General features: G+C 37.1%; 27 protein-coding genes. 2 read left to right on the top strand and 25 right to left on the bottom strand.

Going from position 1 to position 15,696, the window contains the following annotated elements; translation table 11 throughout:
* Positions 1–2 precede the first annotated feature (2 nt).
* The 25 genes from rpsM to LUD75_RS04300 all read right to left on the bottom strand — a co-directional run bounded on the left by rpsM (position 3) and on the right by LUD75_RS04300 (position 12,065).
* Positions 3–380 carry a 30S ribosomal protein S13 gene (gene rpsM / locus LUD75_RS04180; protein ID WP_034962838.1) on the bottom strand — a complete coding sequence of 126 codons (378 nt, stop codon included), beginning with the start codon at positions 378–380 and terminating at the stop codon, positions 3–5.
* 14 nt (positions 381–394) lie between these two features.
* A complete protein-coding gene (gene rpmJ / locus LUD75_RS04185) occupies positions 395–511 on the bottom strand; it encodes a 50S ribosomal protein L36 (protein WP_007839480.1) in 117 nt (38 codons plus the stop codon).
* A 10-nt stretch (positions 512–521) separates the two neighbouring features.
* Positions 522–737, bottom strand: coding sequence for a translation initiation factor IF-1 (infA, locus tag LUD75_RS04190; RefSeq protein WP_027383300.1), 216 nt, complete (start codon positions 735–737; stop codon positions 522–524).
* Between the two features lie 8 nt (positions 738–745).
* Positions 746–2,125, bottom strand: coding sequence for a preprotein translocase subunit SecY (secY, locus tag LUD75_RS04195; RefSeq protein WP_232704433.1), 1,380 nt, complete (start codon positions 2,123–2,125; stop codon positions 746–748).
* Positions 2,126–2,135: 10 nt separating this feature from the next.
* Entirely contained in the window at positions 2,136–2,588 is a 453-nt protein-coding gene (gene rplO / locus LUD75_RS04200) for a 50S ribosomal protein L15 (RefSeq protein WP_028122183.1), read from the bottom strand.
* Positions 2,589–2,673: 85 nt separating this feature from the next.
* A complete protein-coding gene (rpmD, locus tag LUD75_RS04205) occupies positions 2,674–2,850 on the bottom strand; it encodes a 50S ribosomal protein L30 (RefSeq protein ID WP_232704434.1) in 177 nt (58 codons plus the stop codon).
* Positions 2,851–2,861: 11 nt separating this feature from the next.
* Positions 2,862–3,380, bottom strand: coding sequence for a 30S ribosomal protein S5 (gene rpsE, locus LUD75_RS04210; protein ID WP_028122181.1), 519 nt, complete (start codon positions 3,378–3,380; stop codon positions 2,862–2,864).
* A 19-nt stretch (positions 3,381–3,399) separates the two neighbouring features.
* The gene (gene rplR, locus LUD75_RS04215; protein WP_232704435.1) at positions 3,400–3,753 is read right to left on the bottom strand and encodes a 50S ribosomal protein L18; all 354 of its coding nucleotides are present in this window, start codon (positions 3,751–3,753) and stop codon (positions 3,400–3,402) included.
* A gap of 11 nt (positions 3,754–3,764) precedes the next feature.
* The gene (rplF, locus tag LUD75_RS04220; protein WP_034962847.1) at positions 3,765–4,310 is read right to left on the bottom strand and encodes a 50S ribosomal protein L6; all 546 of its coding nucleotides are present in this window, start codon (positions 4,308–4,310) and stop codon (positions 3,765–3,767) included.
* An 18-nt stretch (positions 4,311–4,328) separates the two neighbouring features.
* Positions 4,329–4,727 carry a 30S ribosomal protein S8 gene (rpsH, locus tag LUD75_RS04225; RefSeq protein ID WP_034962849.1) on the bottom strand — a complete coding sequence of 133 codons (399 nt, stop codon included), beginning with the start codon at positions 4,725–4,727 and terminating at the stop codon, positions 4,329–4,331.
* Positions 4,728–5,074: 347 nt separating this feature from the next.
* Positions 5,075–5,344, bottom strand: a complete 270-nt coding sequence (rpsN, locus tag LUD75_RS04230; RefSeq protein ID WP_034962852.1) for a 30S ribosomal protein S14 — start codon at positions 5,342–5,344, stop codon at positions 5,075–5,077.
* Between the two features lies 1 nt (position 5,345).
* Positions 5,346–5,897: a 50S ribosomal protein L5 gene (gene rplE / locus LUD75_RS04235; protein ID WP_034962854.1), complete on the bottom strand. Its 552-nt coding sequence runs from the start codon at positions 5,895–5,897 to the stop codon at positions 5,346–5,348.
* 12 nt (positions 5,898–5,909) lie between these two features.
* Positions 5,910–6,230, bottom strand: coding sequence for a 50S ribosomal protein L24 (rplX, locus tag LUD75_RS04240; protein WP_034962856.1), 321 nt, complete (start codon positions 6,228–6,230; stop codon positions 5,910–5,912).
* Between the two features lie 19 nt (positions 6,231–6,249).
* Complete coding sequence (gene rplN / locus LUD75_RS04245; protein ID WP_028122174.1) at positions 6,250–6,618, bottom strand: 50S ribosomal protein L14; 369 nt, start codon at positions 6,616–6,618, stop codon at positions 6,250–6,252.
* Positions 6,618–6,872 (bottom strand): 30S ribosomal protein S17, encoded by a 255-nt coding sequence (rpsQ, locus tag LUD75_RS04250; protein ID WP_015806738.1) that lies wholly within the window; start codon positions 6,870–6,872, stop codon positions 6,618–6,620. The genes rplN and rpsQ overlap by 1 nt, the downstream gene beginning before the upstream one ends.
* A 12-nt stretch (positions 6,873–6,884) precedes the next feature.
* Entirely contained in the window at positions 6,885–7,070 is a 186-nt protein-coding gene (rpmC, locus tag LUD75_RS04255) for a 50S ribosomal protein L29 (protein ID WP_028122173.1), read from the bottom strand.
* 11 nt (positions 7,071–7,081) lie between these two features.
* Complete coding sequence (gene rplP / locus LUD75_RS04260) at positions 7,082–7,507, bottom strand: 50S ribosomal protein L16 (RefSeq protein WP_028122172.1); 426 nt, start codon at positions 7,505–7,507, stop codon at positions 7,082–7,084.
* A 76-nt stretch (positions 7,508–7,583) separates the two neighbouring features.
* A complete protein-coding gene (gene rpsC / locus LUD75_RS04265) occupies positions 7,584–8,327 on the bottom strand; it encodes a 30S ribosomal protein S3 (RefSeq protein WP_232704436.1) in 744 nt (247 codons plus the stop codon).
* A gap of 8 nt (positions 8,328–8,335) precedes the next feature.
* Positions 8,336–8,731: a 50S ribosomal protein L22 gene (gene rplV / locus LUD75_RS04270; RefSeq protein ID WP_034962861.1), complete on the bottom strand. Its 396-nt coding sequence runs from the start codon at positions 8,729–8,731 to the stop codon at positions 8,336–8,338.
* A gap of 2 nt (positions 8,732–8,733) precedes the next feature.
* Positions 8,734–9,012: a 30S ribosomal protein S19 gene (gene rpsS / locus LUD75_RS04275; protein WP_028122169.1), complete on the bottom strand. Its 279-nt coding sequence runs from the start codon at positions 9,010–9,012 to the stop codon at positions 8,734–8,736.
* Positions 9,013–9,014: 2 nt separating this feature from the next.
* Complete coding sequence (rplB, locus tag LUD75_RS04280) at positions 9,015–9,836, bottom strand: 50S ribosomal protein L2 (protein ID WP_034962863.1); 822 nt, start codon at positions 9,834–9,836, stop codon at positions 9,015–9,017.
* A gap of 20 nt (positions 9,837–9,856) precedes the next feature.
* A complete protein-coding gene (rplW, locus tag LUD75_RS04285) occupies positions 9,857–10,147 on the bottom strand; it encodes a 50S ribosomal protein L23 (protein WP_063968761.1) in 291 nt (96 codons plus the stop codon).
* A 3-nt stretch (positions 10,148–10,150) separates the two neighbouring features.
* A complete protein-coding gene (gene rplD, locus LUD75_RS04290) occupies positions 10,151–10,780 on the bottom strand; it encodes a 50S ribosomal protein L4 (RefSeq protein WP_232704437.1) in 630 nt (209 codons plus the stop codon).
* On the bottom strand, positions 10,771–11,397 hold the full coding sequence (gene rplC, locus LUD75_RS04295; RefSeq protein WP_232704438.1) for a 50S ribosomal protein L3: 627 nt from the start codon (positions 11,395–11,397) through the stop codon (positions 10,771–10,773). The genes rplD and rplC overlap by 10 nt, the downstream gene beginning before the upstream one ends.
* A 215-nt stretch (positions 11,398–11,612) precedes the next feature.
* A complete protein-coding gene (locus tag LUD75_RS04300) occupies positions 11,613–12,065 on the bottom strand; it encodes a low affinity iron permease family protein (protein ID WP_232704439.1) in 453 nt (150 codons plus the stop codon).
* A 118-nt stretch (positions 12,066–12,183) separates the two neighbouring features.
* Here LUD75_RS04300 and LUD75_RS04305 point away from each other — a divergent pair, with 118 nt between their 5' ends.
* Positions 12,184–13,173, top strand: coding sequence for a hypothetical protein (locus LUD75_RS04305; protein ID WP_232704440.1), 990 nt, complete (start codon positions 12,184–12,186; stop codon positions 13,171–13,173).
* A complete protein-coding gene (locus LUD75_RS04310) occupies positions 13,170–15,689 on the top strand; it encodes a hypothetical protein (RefSeq protein WP_232704441.1) in 2,520 nt (839 codons plus the stop codon). Before LUD75_RS04305 ends, LUD75_RS04310 begins: the two co-directional genes overlap by 4 nt.
* Positions 15,690–15,696 lie beyond the last annotated feature (7 nt).

Genomic DNA, 15,696 nt, shown 5'->3' on the forward strand with positions numbered 1-15,696 from the left:
GATTATTTACTTGCTTTTTTCTTGTTAGCAACTGTTTTTCTCTTTCCTTTACGGGTTCTAGAGTTGTTTTTCGTTCTCTGGCCTCTTAAAGGTAGTCCTAGTCTGTGACGTATTCCTCGTTGGCATCCAATGTCCATCAATCGCTTGATGTTCAATTGCACTTCAGAACGTAATTCTCCTTCAACTTTGATGTTGTCCAAGATATAAGTTCTGATTGCTGCCAATTCATCGTCATTCCATTCGTTGACTTTCTTGTCTTCGCTGATTCCAGCGCTTTTCAAAATTTCTGAAGCTGTTCTTCTTCCAACACCGTAGATGTAAGTAAGACCGATAACGCCTCTTTTGTTCTTTGGTAAATCAATACCTGAAATTCTCGCCATAATTTAATTGGTTCTTAACCTTGTCTTTGTTTAAATTTAGGGTTCTTTTTGTTGATTACGAAAAGCACGCCTTTTCTGCGTACAATTTTGCAATCAGCACTTCTTTTTTTGATAGATGCTCTAACCTTCATTTTGTTATTTTTAATATCTAAAAGTTATTCTCCCTTTAGTTAAGTCATAAGGAGAGAGTTCGAGTCTTACCTTGTCTCCAGGTAAGAGTTTAATATAATGCATTCTCATTTTACCAGAAATATGGGCAATCAATACGTGCCCATTTTCTAGCTCTACACGGAACTGCGCGTTCGAAAGTGCTTCCGTGATCACGCCGTCTTGTTCTATATGTTTCTGTTTAGCCATTTATTCTATTAAAGGTTTGATGATCTTGATAATTTAGATTGCATCAACCCATCATAATGATGGTTCAGCAGATATGTGTTAATCTGTTGAACGGTATCCAGGATAACGCCAACCATAATTAACAACGATGTTCCCCCAAAAAATAGGGCAAATCTATCTGTCTGAACAAACGCTCCGTGCACTACTGCCGGAAGGACTGCAAAGATAGATAAAAAAATTGCACCTGGCAAGGTTATCTTGGATAAAATATCATCCAGGTAATCTGCCGTTTCTTTTCCGGGTCTTACTTTCGGGATCAACCCACCATTACGCTTTAGATCATCAGCCATCTGATTTACAGGAATGGTAATTGCCGTATAGAAAAATGAGAAAATTATAATTAATAAAGCAAACAATACATTGTACTGCCAGCTGAAAACATTTTTGAAACCTGCCAAAAATGTATTGGATTCGTCAACTTTTGTAAGCAATCCCGGAACAAACATTAGTGCTTGTGCAAAGATGATCGGCATTACACCTGCAGCATTCACCTTCAATGGAATCCATTGTCTGGCACCATCCATCAAGTTTCTGCTTACACCACCTCTAGCTTGAGCTCTACTTACATACTGGATTGGAATTTTTCTTACCGCAACTGATAACACAATTGCCAAAAGAACTACCAATAACCAGAAAATAATTTCCACTAAAATCATAATGCTACCAAAACCACCTTTACCGTTCTGTGTCAAAACTTCTTGGTAAAAAGCTGTTGGAAGATCCGCAAGGATACCCACCATAATCAAAATAGAAATACCATTACCAATCCCTTTGTCCGTAATCTTCTCTCCTAACCACATTGCAAATACAGAACCTGCTACCAGGATAATGATACTTGGCAACCAGAACATTACAGAGTTTGGATCTATGTAATATGCTGATGAAAACTGTGCGTAGGGCAAGAAAAACTGCGTTACCGAGGTCAAATAAGAAGGCGCCTGTACAAGACAAACCGCAATCGTCAACCATCGGGTGATCTGGTTCAAAGTATTTCTTCCACTTTCTCCGTCTTTCTGCAACTTCTGAAGGTAAGGGATTGCCATACCCATCAGCTGTACAATAATCGAAGCAGAGATATACGGCATAATTCCTAATGCCATAATAGAAGCACGGCTAAATGCTCCACCTGTGAAAGAAGACAATAAACCCAAAAGGCCGGCACCTTGTTGGTTCCCGCCTTGGTTTTTGTAATGTTGAAGTAAGTTTCCTACTTCTGCAGTGTTGATTGCAGGAAGAGAAACATACGATGCGAATCTATACACAAGGACCATGAAAAGCGTCAAGAGAATTTTGTCTCTTAGCTCTTTCAGGCTCCAAATGTTTTTAAGTGTTTGTATAAATTCTTTCATTAGTCAATAATTAAAGAGTCGTGATTGCTTTACCTCCAGCTTTGTTGATTGCTTCTTCAGCAGATTTAGTAAACTTATCAGCAGTGATAGAAATACCAGATTTCAAGTCACCTCTTCCTAAGATTTTTACTAATTCGTTTTTAGATGCAAGACCGTTTTCTACCAATACGTCTCTAGTGATTTCACCAGTGATGTTTTTAGTATCGATCAAAGTTTGGATTGTATCAAGATTGATTGCTCTGAACTCTTTTCTATTAACGTTTTTGAAACCAAATTTTGGTAATCTTCTTTGCAAAGGCATCTGTCCACCTTCGAAACCGATTTTCTGAGAATAACCAGCTCTGGCTTTTTGACCTTTATGTCCTTTTGTTGAAGTACCACCGTATCCACTTCCCTGACCTCTACCAATTCTTTTTGTGCTGAATGTAGAACCAGTTGACGGTTTTAAGTTATTTAAATTCATTGTTGTATTGAATATTATGAGATTAAAAGATTTGAGGTTTGAGACTGAAGACCAAGTCTTCAATCTCGTCTCTCATTATCTATTATTATTTTTGAACTTCTAATAAGTGGCTTACAGAAGCGATCATTCCTAGGATGGAAGGCGTAGCTTCGTGCTCGATTACTTGGTGAAGCTTTTTAAATCCTAAAGCTTCAAGCGTTCTTTTTTGGGTCTTAGATCTATTAATAGCGCTTCTAACTTGTTTTACTCTGATTGTTGCCATTATTATATTTATTAACCGTTAAACACTTTATCTAAAGAAACTCCTCTCATTCTTGCAATCTCTTCTGGTCTTCTGATGTCCAACAATGCGTTGAAAGTAGCTTTCACAACATTATGCGGGTTAGAAGAACCTTTAGATTTTGACAATACATCGTGTACACCTGCAGATTCTAGTACTGCACGTACTGCACCACCAGCGATAAGTCCTGTACCGTGAGACGCAGGTCTCAAGAAGATATCAGCACCACCGTATCTTGCAGAAGTCTGGTGAGGAATTGTATGGTTGATTACAGGAACTTTCACTAAGTTTTTCTTAGCATCTTCTACAGCTTTCGCGATTGCAGAAGCAACTTCTTTAGATTTACCTAGTCCGTAACCGATGATTCCGTCCTCGTTTCCTACAACAACAATTGCAGAAAATCCGAAAGCTCTACCACCTTTGGTTACTTTAGTTACTCTGTTAACATCAACTAGACGATCTTTTAATTCTAATCCTCCAGGTTTAACTCTTTCTATATTACTATCTACCATGTTTTCTGAATTTTTAAAATTAGAATTTAAGACCAGCTTCTCTAGCACCGTCAGCAAGAGCTTTCACTCTACCGTGGTACACGAATCCGTTTCTGTCAAATACAATATTCTCGATACCAGCTGCTTTTGCTTTTTCAGCAATTGCTTTACCTACTGCTGTAGATACTTCTGTTTTTGTACCCTTAGCGTCTACTCCTTTATCTCTAGAGGAAGCGGATACTAATGTTTTACCTTCTTTATCATCTACTAATTGTGCGTAGATCTCTTTATTACTTTTGAATACAGATAATCTTGGTAATGATGCAGATCCTGAGATCTTACCTCTTACTCTTCTTTTGATTCTGTTTCTCTTCTCAACTTTTGTTAATGCCATTTTCTTAAATTTTATGCAGATTTACCGGCTTTTCTTCTAATGATTTCACCTACGAACCTAACACCTTTTCCTTTGTACGGCTCAGGCTTTCTGAAAGATCTGATCTTTGCAGCCACCATTCCAAGAAGTTGATTATCGTAAGAAGATAATGTAACGATCGGGTTTTTCCCTTTTTCAGTCAATGTATCTAGTACAACTTCTTTTGGAAGTTCTAGAACGATACCGTGAGAGAATCCAAGAGCCAATTCTAATCTTTGGCCGTTGTGAGACGCTCTGTATCCAACTCCTACCAATTCTAATTTCTTAGTAAATCCTGTAGTAGTACCAACAATCATGTTGTTGACTAGCGCTCGGTACAAACCGTGAAGCGCTTTGTGCTCTTTTGAGTCAGAAGGTCGGCTGAATGTAAGTACGCCGTCTTCCTGTGTGAAGGTGATCCCTCCTGTAAGTTCCTGGATCAATTCGCCCTTTGGACCTTTAACTGTTACAACGTTATCTTTTTGAGAGATTGTAACACCAGCAGGAACTTCTATAATTGCTTTACCAATTCTTGACATTTTCCTTGTTTTAAAAAATTAATATACGTAGCAAATTACTTCACCTCCTACTTTCTCTTGTCTCGCTTTTTTATCTGTCATTACTCCTCTAGAAGTAGAGATAATAGCTACACCTAGTCCGTTAAGTACTCTTGGAAGTTCTGTAGAACCTTTGTACTGTCTTAGACCTGGTCTAGAAGCTCTTTGGATAGACTTGATAGCCGGCTTGCTAGTTTGCTTGTCGTACTTAAGAGCGATTTTGATAGTTCCTTGAACCGCGCTATCCTCGAACTTGTAGTTCAAGATGTAACCTTGGTCAAAAAGAATTTTCGTAAGCTCTTTTTTGATTTTTGATGCAGGAATTTCCACCACTTTGTGGCCTGCGCTTTGTGCGTTCCTTACTCTTGTTAGGAAATCTGAAATTGGATCTGTTACCATTTCTTTGTTTTAAATTATTGGTTAATGACAATCAGTATTGAAAAGACTTGAAGATTAAAGACTTATGGCTCCGAATATTTCTTTGCCTGATCTCTTTACCTTCAGTATCTAAACAACTTAATTGTCACTTTGATTTTCTTAATTTCATTTTATTCTAATAAACAAAGTCAAAAAGAATAATAGTCACCCAGAGAAATAATAATTTTTCCAAGCGGGTGCAAAAGTACAAAAAAAATTAATAGTATTTATTTTTTCTTTGCCCTCAAGTCGACTCAATTTATCCTCTATTTATTAAAATACAGCTGACTTATAAAAATATAGAAGTCAGCTGTAAAAATTTTAATTGCTTACCAACTAGCTTTTTTCACGCCTGGGATAAGTCCGTTGTTTGCCATTTCTCTGAAAGTTACTCTGGAAATTCCGAATGTTCTCATATATCCTCTAGGTCTTCCTGTCAATTTACATCTGTTGTGTAATCTTACAGGAGAAGCATTTTTAGGTAACTTCTGTAGTGCATCATAATCTCCAGCTTCTTTCAAAGCTTTTCTTTTTTCAGCATATTTAGCTACAGTAGCTTCTCTTTTGCGCTCACGCGCTTTCATTGATTCTTTAGCCATCTTAGTTCTTTTTGAACGGTAAACCGAAGTGAGTTAATAATGATTTTGCTTCTTTGTCAGTTTTCGCAGTCGTTACGAAAGTGATGTCCATTCCTTGGATCTTCTTCACTTTGTCGATCACGATCTCTGGGAAGATAATTTGCTCAGTGATTCCTAAGTTATAATTACCTCTACCGTCGAAACCATCAGCTTTGATACCAGAAAAATCTCTAATTCTTGGTAGTGCAGAAGATGTCAATCTGTCTAAGAATTCATACATTTTATCAGCTCTAAGAGTTACTCTAGCTCCGATCGGCATTCCTTTTCTTAGTTTGAAAGCAGCCTCATCTTTTTTAGATAAAGTACCTACAGCTTTTTGTCCAGTGATTGCAGTCAATTCTTCTACAGCATAATCCACGATCTTTTTATCTTGAACAGCTGCACCAAGTCCTTGGCTGACAACGATCTTCAATAATTTAGGAACCTGCATTACAGATTTGTACCCAAATTCTTCCATCATTGCAGGAACAATCGTGTCTTTATATTGTTGTTTTGGTCTTACTATATATTCCATCGTAAATTTTAATTATAAAGTTTCTCCAGTAGTTTTCGCTACTCTTACTTTTTTGTCTCCTTCTACTTTGGTTCCAGTCTTAGTAGCTTTCCCGTCTTTGTCAACAAGTGCTACGTTTGAAATGTGTAAAGAAGCTTCTTTTTCAACAATTCCACCTTGAGGGTTGGAAGCAGACGGCTTAACGTGTTTTTTCACGATGTTGATACCTGCAACGATCACTCTTGGATCTTTACCTTCTTTTCTGATTACTTCAAGAACTTCACCTTTGCTACCTTTATTTTTTCCAGTAGTTACCAGTACGTTGTCTCCTCTTTTTATTTTAACTTTTGTCATTTTTTCTAAAATTTTAAAATTAAAGTACTTCAGGAGCTAATGAAATAACCTTCATATATTCTTTGTCTCTCAACTCACGAGCAACCGGTCCGAAAACACGTGTTCCTCTCATCTCTCCTCCAGCGTTTAGCAAAACACAAGCGTTGTCTTCGAATTTGATGTATGAACCATCTTTTCTACGTACTGCTTTTTTAGTTCTTACTACTACCGCTTTAGATACTTGACCTTTTTTTGCGTTTCCTGATGGTGTAGAATCTTTGATAGTCACTACAATTTTATCACCAACAGAAGCATATCTTCTTCTAGTACCACCTAGAACTCTGATCACTAGTACTTCTTTAGCACCTGTGTTATCAGCAACTTTTAATCTTGATTCGGTTTGTAACATTATTTAGCTTTTTCTATGATTCTTACTAATCTCCATCTTTTGCTTTTACTCAAAGGTCTAGTTTCTGTGATCAAAACTGTATCGCCCTCTGTGCACTCGTTGTTCTCATCGTGTGCAGTATATTTTTTCGTTTTCAAAACGAATTTACCGTACATTGGATGTTTTACTCTCGTAGTTTCACTAACAACAATAGTCTTTTCCATTTTATTGCTGGAAACTATTCCGATTCTTTCTTTTCTTAAATTTCTGTCCATTGTAAAAAGGAATTATTGTTTGTTAGTTAACTCTGTGTTAAGTCTTGCGATTGATTTTCTCAAATCTCTGATTAAGATCGGATTCTCAAGTGGACTGATCTTGTGAGCTATCTTCGTTTTCGCGTAGTTAGCTTTAGCTTCAGCCAATTGGTTTTGTAGATCCTCTTTGCTTAAATTTTTGATGTCAGCGTTTTTCATTTTAATAGAGATTATAGAGGTTTAACAAAATCATTAGCAACTACGAACTTGGTAACGATCGGTAACTTCTGAGCAGCAAGCCTAAGCGCTTCTTTTGCTACTTCGTAAGGTACTCCACCAACTTCGAACATAATTTTACCAGGTTTCACTACGGCTACCCAATATTCTACAGCACCTTTACCTTTACCCATCCTTACTTCGGCTGGTTTCTTGGTAATAGGCTTGTCTGGGAATATTTTGATCCATAACTGACCCTCTCTTTTCATATATCTTGTCGCAGCGATACGAGCTGCTTCAATTTGTCTTGCAGTAATCCAAGCTCCTTCAGTAGCTTTGATCCCGAAAGTTCCGTAAGCGAGTTGATTCCCTCTTTGGGCAATCCCCTTCATCTTCATCTTATGAACTCTACGGAATTTGGTTCTTTTTGGTTGTAACATAATTTTAAATTTTAGATTTTAGAATTTAGATTTTAAAAAAGTAACGGTCATTTAAAAACTGGCCTCTAAAATTTTATTAATTATTTCTTCTTGGTTTTCTGTCGCCTCCTCTGTTGTCTCTGTCTCCGCCTCTGTCATTACGTCCTCCAGAAGGTGCTTTTTTCTGTTGTCCTACAAGTGGAGTAAGGTCTCTTTTACCGTACACTTCTCCTTTCATAATCCAAACTTTCACTCCTAGTTTACCATACTGAGTCAATGCTTCACCGATGTGATAATCGATATCTGCACGGAAAGTAGATAAAGGAATTCTTCCGTCTTTGAAGTTTTCAGAACGTGCCATTTCAGCGCCATTCAATCTTCCGGAGATTTGAACTTTGATACCTTCTGCACCCATCCTCATTGTAGAAGCGATTGCCATTTTCACAGCTCTTCTGTAAGAGATACGGTTTTCAATTTGCTTCGCAATGCTGTCAGCAACAAGTACTGCATCTAGCTCAGGTCTTTTGATTTCGAAGATATTGATCTGAATATCTTTTCCAGTCAACTTTTTCAACTCTTCTTTTAGTTTGTCAACTTCTTGTCCTCCTTTACCGATAATTAAACCTGGTCTAGCAGTTGTGATAGTTACAGTTACTAATTTAAGTGTTCTCTCAATATATATTTTTGAAATACCACCTTTAGCTAATCTTGCTTCAAGGTATCTTCTGATTTTGTAATCTTCAGCGATTCTATCACCGTAGTTTTTACCTCCATACCAGTTAGAATCCCATCCTCTGATGATACCTAATCTGTTACCGATTGGATTTGTCTTCTGTCCCATACCTTGAATTAATTTTTAGTACCTAAGATTAATGTAATGTGGTTAGATCTCTTTCTGATTCTGTAACCTCTACCTTGTGGTGCTGGTCTTAGTCTCTTCAATTGTCTTGCGCTATCCACAAATATTTCTTTTACAACTAGGTTTGCTTCCTCGATGTCAGCACCTTCGTTTTTTGATTGCCAGTTGGCAATTGCAGAAAGTAATACTTTTTCCAATTTCTCAGAAGCACCTTTCTTAGAATATTTTAGAATAGACAAAGCTTTTTCTACCTCTACTCCTCTAATGATATCAGCAACTAATCTCATTTTTCTTGGAGAAGACGGGCAGTCGTTGTGCAACGCTTTTGCCACATCTTGGTTTGCTATTTTACGTGCTAATGCACTTTCTCTTTTTCTTGATCCCATGATTATCTACCTCCTTTATTTTTGTTACCACCGTGACCTCTGAAAGATCTTGTCGGAGAAAATTCGCCTAGCTTGTGTCCTACCATGTTTTCTGTAACATAAACCGGGATAAAGGATTTCCCGTTGTGTACTGCGATAGTCTGACCTACGAAGTCTGGAGAGATCATAGACGCTCTAGACCAAGTTTTGATTACAGTCTTTTTATTAGACTCTATATTTGCCTGAACCTTTTTATCTAAAGTATGATGAATAAATGGTCCTTTTTTAAGTGATCTTGCCATAATTATTTACGTTTAGATATGATATGACGGTTAGACGCTTTGTTTTTCTTTCTAGTTTTGTAACCTTTAGCCGGCATACCGTTTCTAGATCTTGGGTGACCTCCAGAAGAACGTCCTTCACCACCACCCATTGGGTGATCTACAGGGTTCATTACTACTGGTCTTGTTCTAGGTCTTCTTCCTAACCATCTGCTTCTACCAGCCTTACCTGATACAGTCAACTGATGGTCTGAGTTAGAAACAGATCCAACCATTGCATAACACTCAGTAAGGATCATTCTAGATTCTCCTGAAGGCAATTTAACGATTGCATATTTTCCGTCTCTTGAAGTTAATTGAGCGGATGATCCAGCACTTCTAGCAAGAGTAGCACCTTGTCCTGGTTTCAATTCGATACAAGAAATTACAGTTCCTAGTGGAATGCTTTTCAGTTTCATTGCGTTACCAACATTTGGTTCTACGCTTTCTCCTGAGATGATTACTTGATCTACTTTGATTCCGTTTGGAGCGATGATATATCTTTTCTCTCCGTCTGCGTATTCAACTAAAGCGATGAAAGCAGTTCTATTTGGATCATATTCTACAGTTTTTACCGTTGCTTCAACATCATGTTTGTTTCTTTTGAAGTCGATAATTCTGTATTTCTTTTTGTGTCCACCGCCGGTGTAACGCATGGTCATTTTACCAGTTTGGTTACGTCCACCTGACTTACTAATACCAACTGTTAGAGATTTCTCTGGTTTGTTGGTAGTAATTTCCTCAAAGTTGTTTACAACTCTGAATCTCTGTCCCGGGGTGATAGGTTTTAATTTTCTAACAGACATTACTCTTATTTATAAATTAATTAATTAGTTGCGAAAATATCAATAACTTCTCCAGCTGCCAATGTTACAACAGCTTTCTTTAATTTATTGGTTTTCCCAACTTGAAGTCCTTGTTTAGTGTTTTTAGTAGAAACTTTAGGCGCATAAATCATCGTTCTAACGTCCGCTACTTTTACACCATAATGTGCTTCTATAGCACTTTTGATCTGAATCTTATTTGCTTTTGGAGCAACTAAGAAAGAATAAGCACCTCTTAACTCCGTAAGATAGTTTGCTTTTTCTGAAATGATTGGTTTAATAATAAGTGACATGATTTATTTCTTTAAGTTTTCCTGAAATTTTTCTACTGCATCTTCCAAGAAGATAATCTCACCTGCGTTGATCAAATCATAAGAAGAAATCTCGTTATAATTCAAAACTTTAGTTTTAGGTAAGTTTCTTGAAGATAAATATACATTCTTGTTAGACTCAGGAAGTACGAATAATGATTTTTTACCAGTAAGAGTCAAAGCATCCAACAATGTGATGAATTCTTTTGTCTTAGGCGCATCAAAACTGAAATTTTCCAATACTCTAACGCTGTTGTCTTTCAATTTTTGAGAAAGTACAGATTTCTTAGCTAATCTTTTCAAAGATTTGTTCAATTTGAAACGGTAATCTCTTGGCTTCGGACCAAAAACTCTACCTCCACCTTTGAAAGTTGGCGACTTGATATCACCATATCTAGCAGATCCAGAACCTTTTTGCTTCTTAAGCTTTCTGGTAGAACCTGTGATCTCGCTTCTTTCTTTTGATTTGTGAGTACCTTGACGCTGAGCAGCAAGATATTGTTTAACCTCTAAGTAAACCGCGTGCTGGTTTGGCTCAATTCCGAAAACTGTTTCGTCAAGAGTTACTTTTCTTCCGGTTTCTTTTCCTGATGTATTTAATACTACTAGTTCCATTTTCTGATAATTACATAAGAATTTTTCGCTCCCGGAATAGCACCTTTTACTACTAAAAGATTTTGTTCCTCATCTACTTTTAACACCTGAAGGTTTTGAACAGTTACCTGCTTACCTCCCATTCTGCCTGCCATTCTCATCCCTTTGAATACTCTAGATGGATCTGAACCCGCACCGATAGAACCTGGAGCTCTAAGTCTGTTGTGCTGTCCGTGAGTTGCCTGCATTACACCTCCAAATCCGTGTCTTTTAACAACACCTTGGAAACCTTTACCTTTTGAAGTTCCTGTAACATCTACGAATTCTCCTTCGCCGAATAATTTTACAGTTACATCTTCTCCTACTGTTACTTGGTCTACGAATTCTCTGTAGAATTCTACCAACTTAGCTTTAGGAGTTGAACCAGCCTTTTTAAAGTGGCCGGCTAACGCTTTACCAACGTTCTTCTCACTCTTGTCATCGAAACCTAACTGAACAGCTTTATAGCCATCTTTTTCTACGGTTCTGACCTGTAAAACCGAGCATGGACCTGCTTGAATAACGGTACAAGGCAAGTTTTTGCCGTTCTCGTCAAACAGAGATGTCATCCCGATTTTTTTTCCAATAATACCTGACATTATTTATATATATCTATTATATTAAAACTTAACATTCTAGCGGTGTTCGTAATGTACTATGTTTGAAATAGGCATACTCCTTCCCTAAAATGAGTGTGCAAATGTAAGAATATTTTTTATATTGACAAATAAATATTCGGAAATTATTTGATAATTTGTGAGTTACGGGATTTTGGGGAAATATTCTCCCGGAAAGGATGTTTTGAATGACGGATTTATAATTCGGGATTTTTCTCCTGATATTTATTCTTGTGTTTTTTCACAGCCGCATCGATGGAATAACATTTATGAATATTCTCTGCCTGCTTGGACAATTCAGCAATTTTCACAAAGTAATCGTGAAGCTGATCCAGCTCTTTTTCTGTAAGATCTTCGATATCAACCATTCGGTTGCTCGCCTGTTTGCTGGCCGCGATGAGTTCATTCAGTTTAAGCTGAATTGCCTTCCCGTCTTTGTTCTGCGCTTTCTGTATTAAGAAAACCATTAAAAACGTAATAATTGTAGTTCCAGTATTAATAACAAGCTGCCAGGTTTCGGAATAATTAAATATCGGACCAGTGACTGCCCAGATAATGACAACCAAAACTGCAATGATGAAAGCAGAAGAACTTCCCGTGAAAGCAGTAGCGGCATTGGCGAATCTTTCAAACAAATTTTTATTGTTCATTTTTTGTTTTCAAAGTTAAACATTCGGTGCAATGAAATATTGAATTTTATTTTAATGGAATTCCTTTTACCTTTTCATTTTAATGATTAATATTAATGATCCTTAACTACAGATTTCTATGAAGAGAACTTTGCAAATGCTCATTTTTATTTTGTTAATGACCGGCTGTTCTAAAACTGACATTAATAATGACCACGGTTTTTACTACTGGAGGTCAAAATTAAGTTTAACCAAAAACGAACAGCAAATTCTCAATAACAGCAAAGTCCCAAATCTCTACACAAGATTCTTCGATGTGGTAAAACAGAATAATCAATTTTTGAAAGTCGGCGTGATTTCCATTGATAAAGATCTTTCCATTAATAAAAAGATTGTTCCTGTCATTTTCATTATGAATGAAACCTGGTTCAACATCAAACCAAATGAAATCGAATTTTTGGCCAATAAAATTAATGATCATATTAATAAGATTAAATCAAATCACAAACTAAACCTTGAAAACGAAATCCAGATCGACAGCGACTGGACTACTTCTACAAAAGACGATTACTTCAAATTTCTGCAAACACTCAAAAAGGTTTCAAAGAAAAATATAACCTGTACTTTAAGGCTTTATCAGGTTAAGGATAAATTACAAACGGGAATTCCGCCGGTTGAGAAAATGTACCTGATGTGCTACGCCACTTCTTCCCCACTCGAAAATCAAAAACAAAATTCTATCCTGGATGTAAAGACTTTGAAATCATACCTAAAACATATTGATGATTATCCTGTAAAATTAGATGTTGCATTGCCGATCTACTCCTGGGGAATCGTAACCAATCACGTTGGAAAGAAAAAACTCATCAATGCATTAACGGCAGAAGAATTGATGCAAAATAAAAACTTCAGAAAGATCGATGACAGTAACTTCGAAGTGCTGAAGGACGACTTCTATTTCGGAATGTATCTGAACAAAGGCTTTAAAATCAAAGTCGAGGAAATTCCAGAAAAAGATATTCTGGAAAGTATTAATTTCATCAATGAAAAATTTGATTACAAACCACTCCTTATATATTATCATCTCGACGAAAGATTCACCAAAAACTACAATACTCTTTTCCAATGAAAAAACTAATTCTGACCGCTGCTCTGTTTTTAGGTTTTCAGCAAAGTTCAAAAGCCTGCGCCTGGTACGACCCGGATTATGACTATTTCAACCTGTTTGCGCAAGAGATCATTCACAACAAAACTTATGAGCCTTTTCTTCTTACTTACAGCAATCATTTCTACGGTTATGATTACAACGGAAGAGTAGACAAAGATATTCCGGACGAGAACATCGAATCTTGGGTCAAATATTTTGACAACAAACTGACTTACGAAGAAACCAACGCGCTCGTCACAAAAGTAGACATCAAACATCTGAACAGCCTGAAGAAAGGTCAGCTGACACATCCATTATTTCAAAAACTTGGAAAAGGTTTTTACACGAAATACCAAGAAGCGATGGATTATTTGATCCAGGCAAAGTATATGGAACCTTATATGAGGATTAATTTTGTTGAGAATCCCAACGCTGATTATTATTACAGAAGCGAAAAAACCAATGACAAAAATGCAACCCAACTGAATTATGAAAAAACCAACGCTGCCCTAATCTCACTTTACAAAGCAGCAAGCAATCCGGAAATAAAATTACGATATGCATATCAGCTCGTTCGTTTCAATCATTACTCCCGAAAATACCAGTCGGCGATCAATGCCTTCCAGACTTATGTGGAACCTTTGAAGCTGAAAAACCATATGTATTATTACGCACTCGATCAAAAAGCCGGTGCCGAGCGTGGACTGAAACAATTCGACAAAGCGAACTGGGATTTCTTCCAGGTTTTCAAAAATACCAAGAACAAGAAAGAAAGTGCATACAACTCGATGTTCCTTGCAACAGATAAGGACTTTAATAAAATCCTTGCCCAAACCAAAACGCCTGAAGATAGAAATATGGCGTATTTTCTTTTAGCTTACAACTCGTTCAACAATCCTGTTCCGATTATGAACAAAATGATCGAGAACAACACCGAATCTGACATTCTGAAAGTTCTGACTGTGCGAGCCATCAATCAATTGGAAAGAAATTATCTGGTTGTTAATCCTTATTGCAATGACAAAGACTGCGACCATTTCAGAAACAAGAGATTGCCACTTTATGCACCGGCCAATTATGCACAGGAAAGCAAAGACTTTGCGAAGGAATTGGAAGCAACGGTAGTTTTAGCTAAAAATAAAAAAGGAGCGGACGAATTCTGGCAACTTTGTGAAGCTTACATCAAATTCCTGAACACCGATTATAAAGGCAGTCAAAACATTTTGTCTCAAATCAAAACGACGGACAAAGAATATCTGGCAGAGATCGAGAAATTCAAAATGCTGAATGAGATTGTCTCTCAACCTACGATGACGCCGGCATTTGAGAATTCATTAATGAAAAAATATTCCAAAGTTTTTGAGCAGAAAGGCGATTACAACAATTGGCTCTATCAGCCGGCAACCAAAGATTTTGTGATGGATATTCTTGCCAACCGCTATTTCATCGAGAAGCAGGACGCCAAATCTTTCCTGATGAACAACAACCTCTCCGATCTACAGTACAATCCGAATTCTGACCTAGTCAAAAAGGTTGAAGAGTTCTACAAAAAATCCAACAAGACCGCCTTCGAAAATTATCTGGTGAAGAAAATGGAAGACATTGCCGATCCGGAATCGTTCTTCAATATGATCTATGGCGACCGCGCGATGCGATTGGCAGATTTCAAAAAGGCAAAAGAGTTTTATTCAAAAGCAAAAAACTACAAAGGCATCCCGAGAATGACTGGCGAATGGAAAGATGATGGCAAAACTTACATCCAGAAAACAATTACTTTTGAGAATGGCGTTTATAATGGTTTCAACAATATCTCGAATTTGGTTTTCGGACACAACGTTTGGGAAAGTTTCCAAAGCAAACCCGAAGAATCGATGAAGGCAGAAGGTCTTTCTAATTTCCCATTCATCAAAAATAAGATGAATAAGATAGAATTGGCAGATGCAGTGATTCAGTTGGAAAATATCGGAAAAGGCAATGATGACAAAGCCAGACTGGCAAATCAACTTTTAGGAAATCTGCTTTACAACACTTCAGTTTTAGGCTATTTCAGGGAAATATTTGTTATGGATGTCGATAACACCAACGGTCCGAAGTTCCAGTTTGGAAATGAGCTGCAATCGCCATTTTATCTTTATTACAAAAACTTCTCGAACAGAAGTTATGTAGAACCGGACAACTTCGATCTCGCTATTAATTATTACAAGAAAGCACTGACTTTATCAAAAGACAAAGAAAACCAAGCCCGAATCCTCTTCCAAATGGCGAGCGCCGAGCAGGGGAAATATTACCAATGGGAAGCTAACAATCCTTTGAAAGTGAATTACGACGATCCTAAGTACGAAGAGAAATCCAAACAAAATGAACTCTTTGCGAATAAGACCAAGAATGAAAAGTTTCGAACCTCGTTTGCGCAGCTGAAAGCCAACTACAGCCAAACCGCAACTTATAAAAATCTCCAGAGCAGCTGTCTGTATTTTGGATATTATACGAGTAAATGATTTTAAC

This window comes from Epilithonimonas sp. JDS, assembly GCF_021261315.1.
GTDB lineage: Bacteria > Bacteroidota > Bacteroidia > Flavobacteriales > Weeksellaceae > Epilithonimonas.

What these genes read in the sequence shown, in the direction of transcription:
- rpsM (WP_034962838.1), bottom strand. Translation starts at nt 380, where the DNA reads ATGGCGAGAATTTCAGGTATTGATTTACCAAAGAACAAAAGAGGCGTT.
- rpmJ (WP_007839480.1), bottom strand. Translation starts at nt 511, where the DNA reads ATGAAGGTTAGAGCATCTATCAAAAAAAGAAGTGCTGATTGCAAAATT.
- infA (WP_027383300.1), bottom strand. Translation starts at nt 737, where the DNA reads ATGGCTAAACAGAAACATATAGAACAAGACGGCGTGATCACGGAAGCA.
- secY (WP_232704433.1), bottom strand. Translation starts at nt 2,125, where the DNA reads ATGAAAGAATTTATACAAACACTTAAAAACATTTGGAGCCTGAAAGAG.
- rplO (WP_028122183.1), bottom strand. Translation starts at nt 2,588, where the DNA reads ATGAATTTAAATAACTTAAAACCGTCAACTGGTTCTACATTCAGCACA.
- rpmD (WP_232704434.1), bottom strand. Translation starts at nt 2,850, where the DNA reads ATGGCAACAATCAGAGTAAAACAAGTTAGAAGCGCTATTAATAGATCT.
- rpsE (WP_028122181.1), bottom strand. Translation starts at nt 3,380, where the DNA reads ATGGTAGATAGTAATATAGAAAGAGTTAAACCTGGAGGATTAGAATTA.
- rplR (WP_232704435.1), bottom strand. Translation starts at nt 3,753, where the DNA reads ATGGCATTAACAAAAGTTGAGAAGAGAAACAGAATCAAAAGAAGAGTA.
- rplF (WP_034962847.1), bottom strand. Translation starts at nt 4,310, where the DNA reads ATGTCAAGAATTGGTAAAGCAATTATAGAAGTTCCTGCTGGTGTTACA.
- rpsH (WP_034962849.1), bottom strand. Translation starts at nt 4,727, where the DNA reads ATGGTAACAGATCCAATTTCAGATTTCCTAACAAGAGTAAGGAACGCA.
- rpsN (WP_034962852.1), bottom strand. Translation starts at nt 5,344, where the DNA reads ATGGCTAAAGAATCAATGAAAGCGCGTGAGCGCAAAAGAGAAGCTACT.
- rplE (WP_034962854.1), bottom strand. Translation starts at nt 5,897, where the DNA reads ATGGAATATATAGTAAGACCAAAACAACAATATAAAGACACGATTGTT.
- rplX (WP_034962856.1), bottom strand. Translation starts at nt 6,230, where the DNA reads ATGACAAAAGTTAAAATAAAAAGAGGAGACAACGTACTGGTAACTACT.
- rplN (WP_028122174.1), bottom strand. Translation starts at nt 6,618, where the DNA reads ATGTTACAAACCGAATCAAGATTAAAAGTTGCTGATAACACAGGTGCT.
- rpsQ (WP_015806738.1), bottom strand. Translation starts at nt 6,872, where the DNA reads ATGGACAGAAATTTAAGAAAAGAAAGAATCGGAATAGTTTCCAGCAAT.
- rpmC (WP_028122173.1), bottom strand. Translation starts at nt 7,070, where the DNA reads ATGAAAAACGCTGACATCAAAAATTTAAGCAAAGAGGATCTACAAAAC.
- rplP (WP_028122172.1), bottom strand. Translation starts at nt 7,507, where the DNA reads ATGTTACAACCAAAAAGAACCAAATTCCGTAGAGTTCATAAGATGAAG.
- rpsC (WP_232704436.1), bottom strand. Translation starts at nt 8,327, where the DNA reads ATGGGACAGAAGACAAATCCAATCGGTAACAGATTAGGTATCATCAGA.
- rplV (WP_034962861.1), bottom strand. Translation starts at nt 8,731, where the DNA reads ATGGGATCAAGAAAAAGAGAAAGTGCATTAGCACGTAAAATAGCAAAC.
- rpsS (WP_028122169.1), bottom strand. Translation starts at nt 9,012, where the DNA reads ATGGCAAGATCACTTAAAAAAGGACCATTTATTCATCATACTTTAGAT.
- rplB (WP_034962863.1), bottom strand. Translation starts at nt 9,836, where the DNA reads ATGTCTGTTAGAAAATTAAAACCTATCACCCCGGGACAGAGATTCAGA.
- rplW (WP_063968761.1), bottom strand. Translation starts at nt 10,147, where the DNA reads ATGTCACTTATTATTAAACCAATCATTTCAGAAAAAGCAAACTATCTT.
- rplD (WP_232704437.1), bottom strand. Translation starts at nt 10,780, where the DNA reads ATGGAACTAGTAGTATTAAATACATCAGGAAAAGAAACCGGAAGAAAA.
- rplC (WP_232704438.1), bottom strand. Translation starts at nt 11,397, where the DNA reads ATGTCAGGTATTATTGGAAAAAAAATCGGGATGACATCTCTGTTTGAC.
- LUD75_RS04300 (WP_232704439.1), bottom strand. Translation starts at nt 12,065, where the DNA reads ATGAACAATAAAAATTTGTTTGAAAGATTCGCCAATGCCGCTACTGCT.
- LUD75_RS04305 (WP_232704440.1), top strand. Translation starts at nt 12,184, where the DNA reads ATGAAGAGAACTTTGCAAATGCTCATTTTTATTTTGTTAATGACCGGC.
- LUD75_RS04310 (WP_232704441.1), top strand. Translation starts at nt 13,170, where the DNA reads ATGAAAAAACTAATTCTGACCGCTGCTCTGTTTTTAGGTTTTCAGCAA.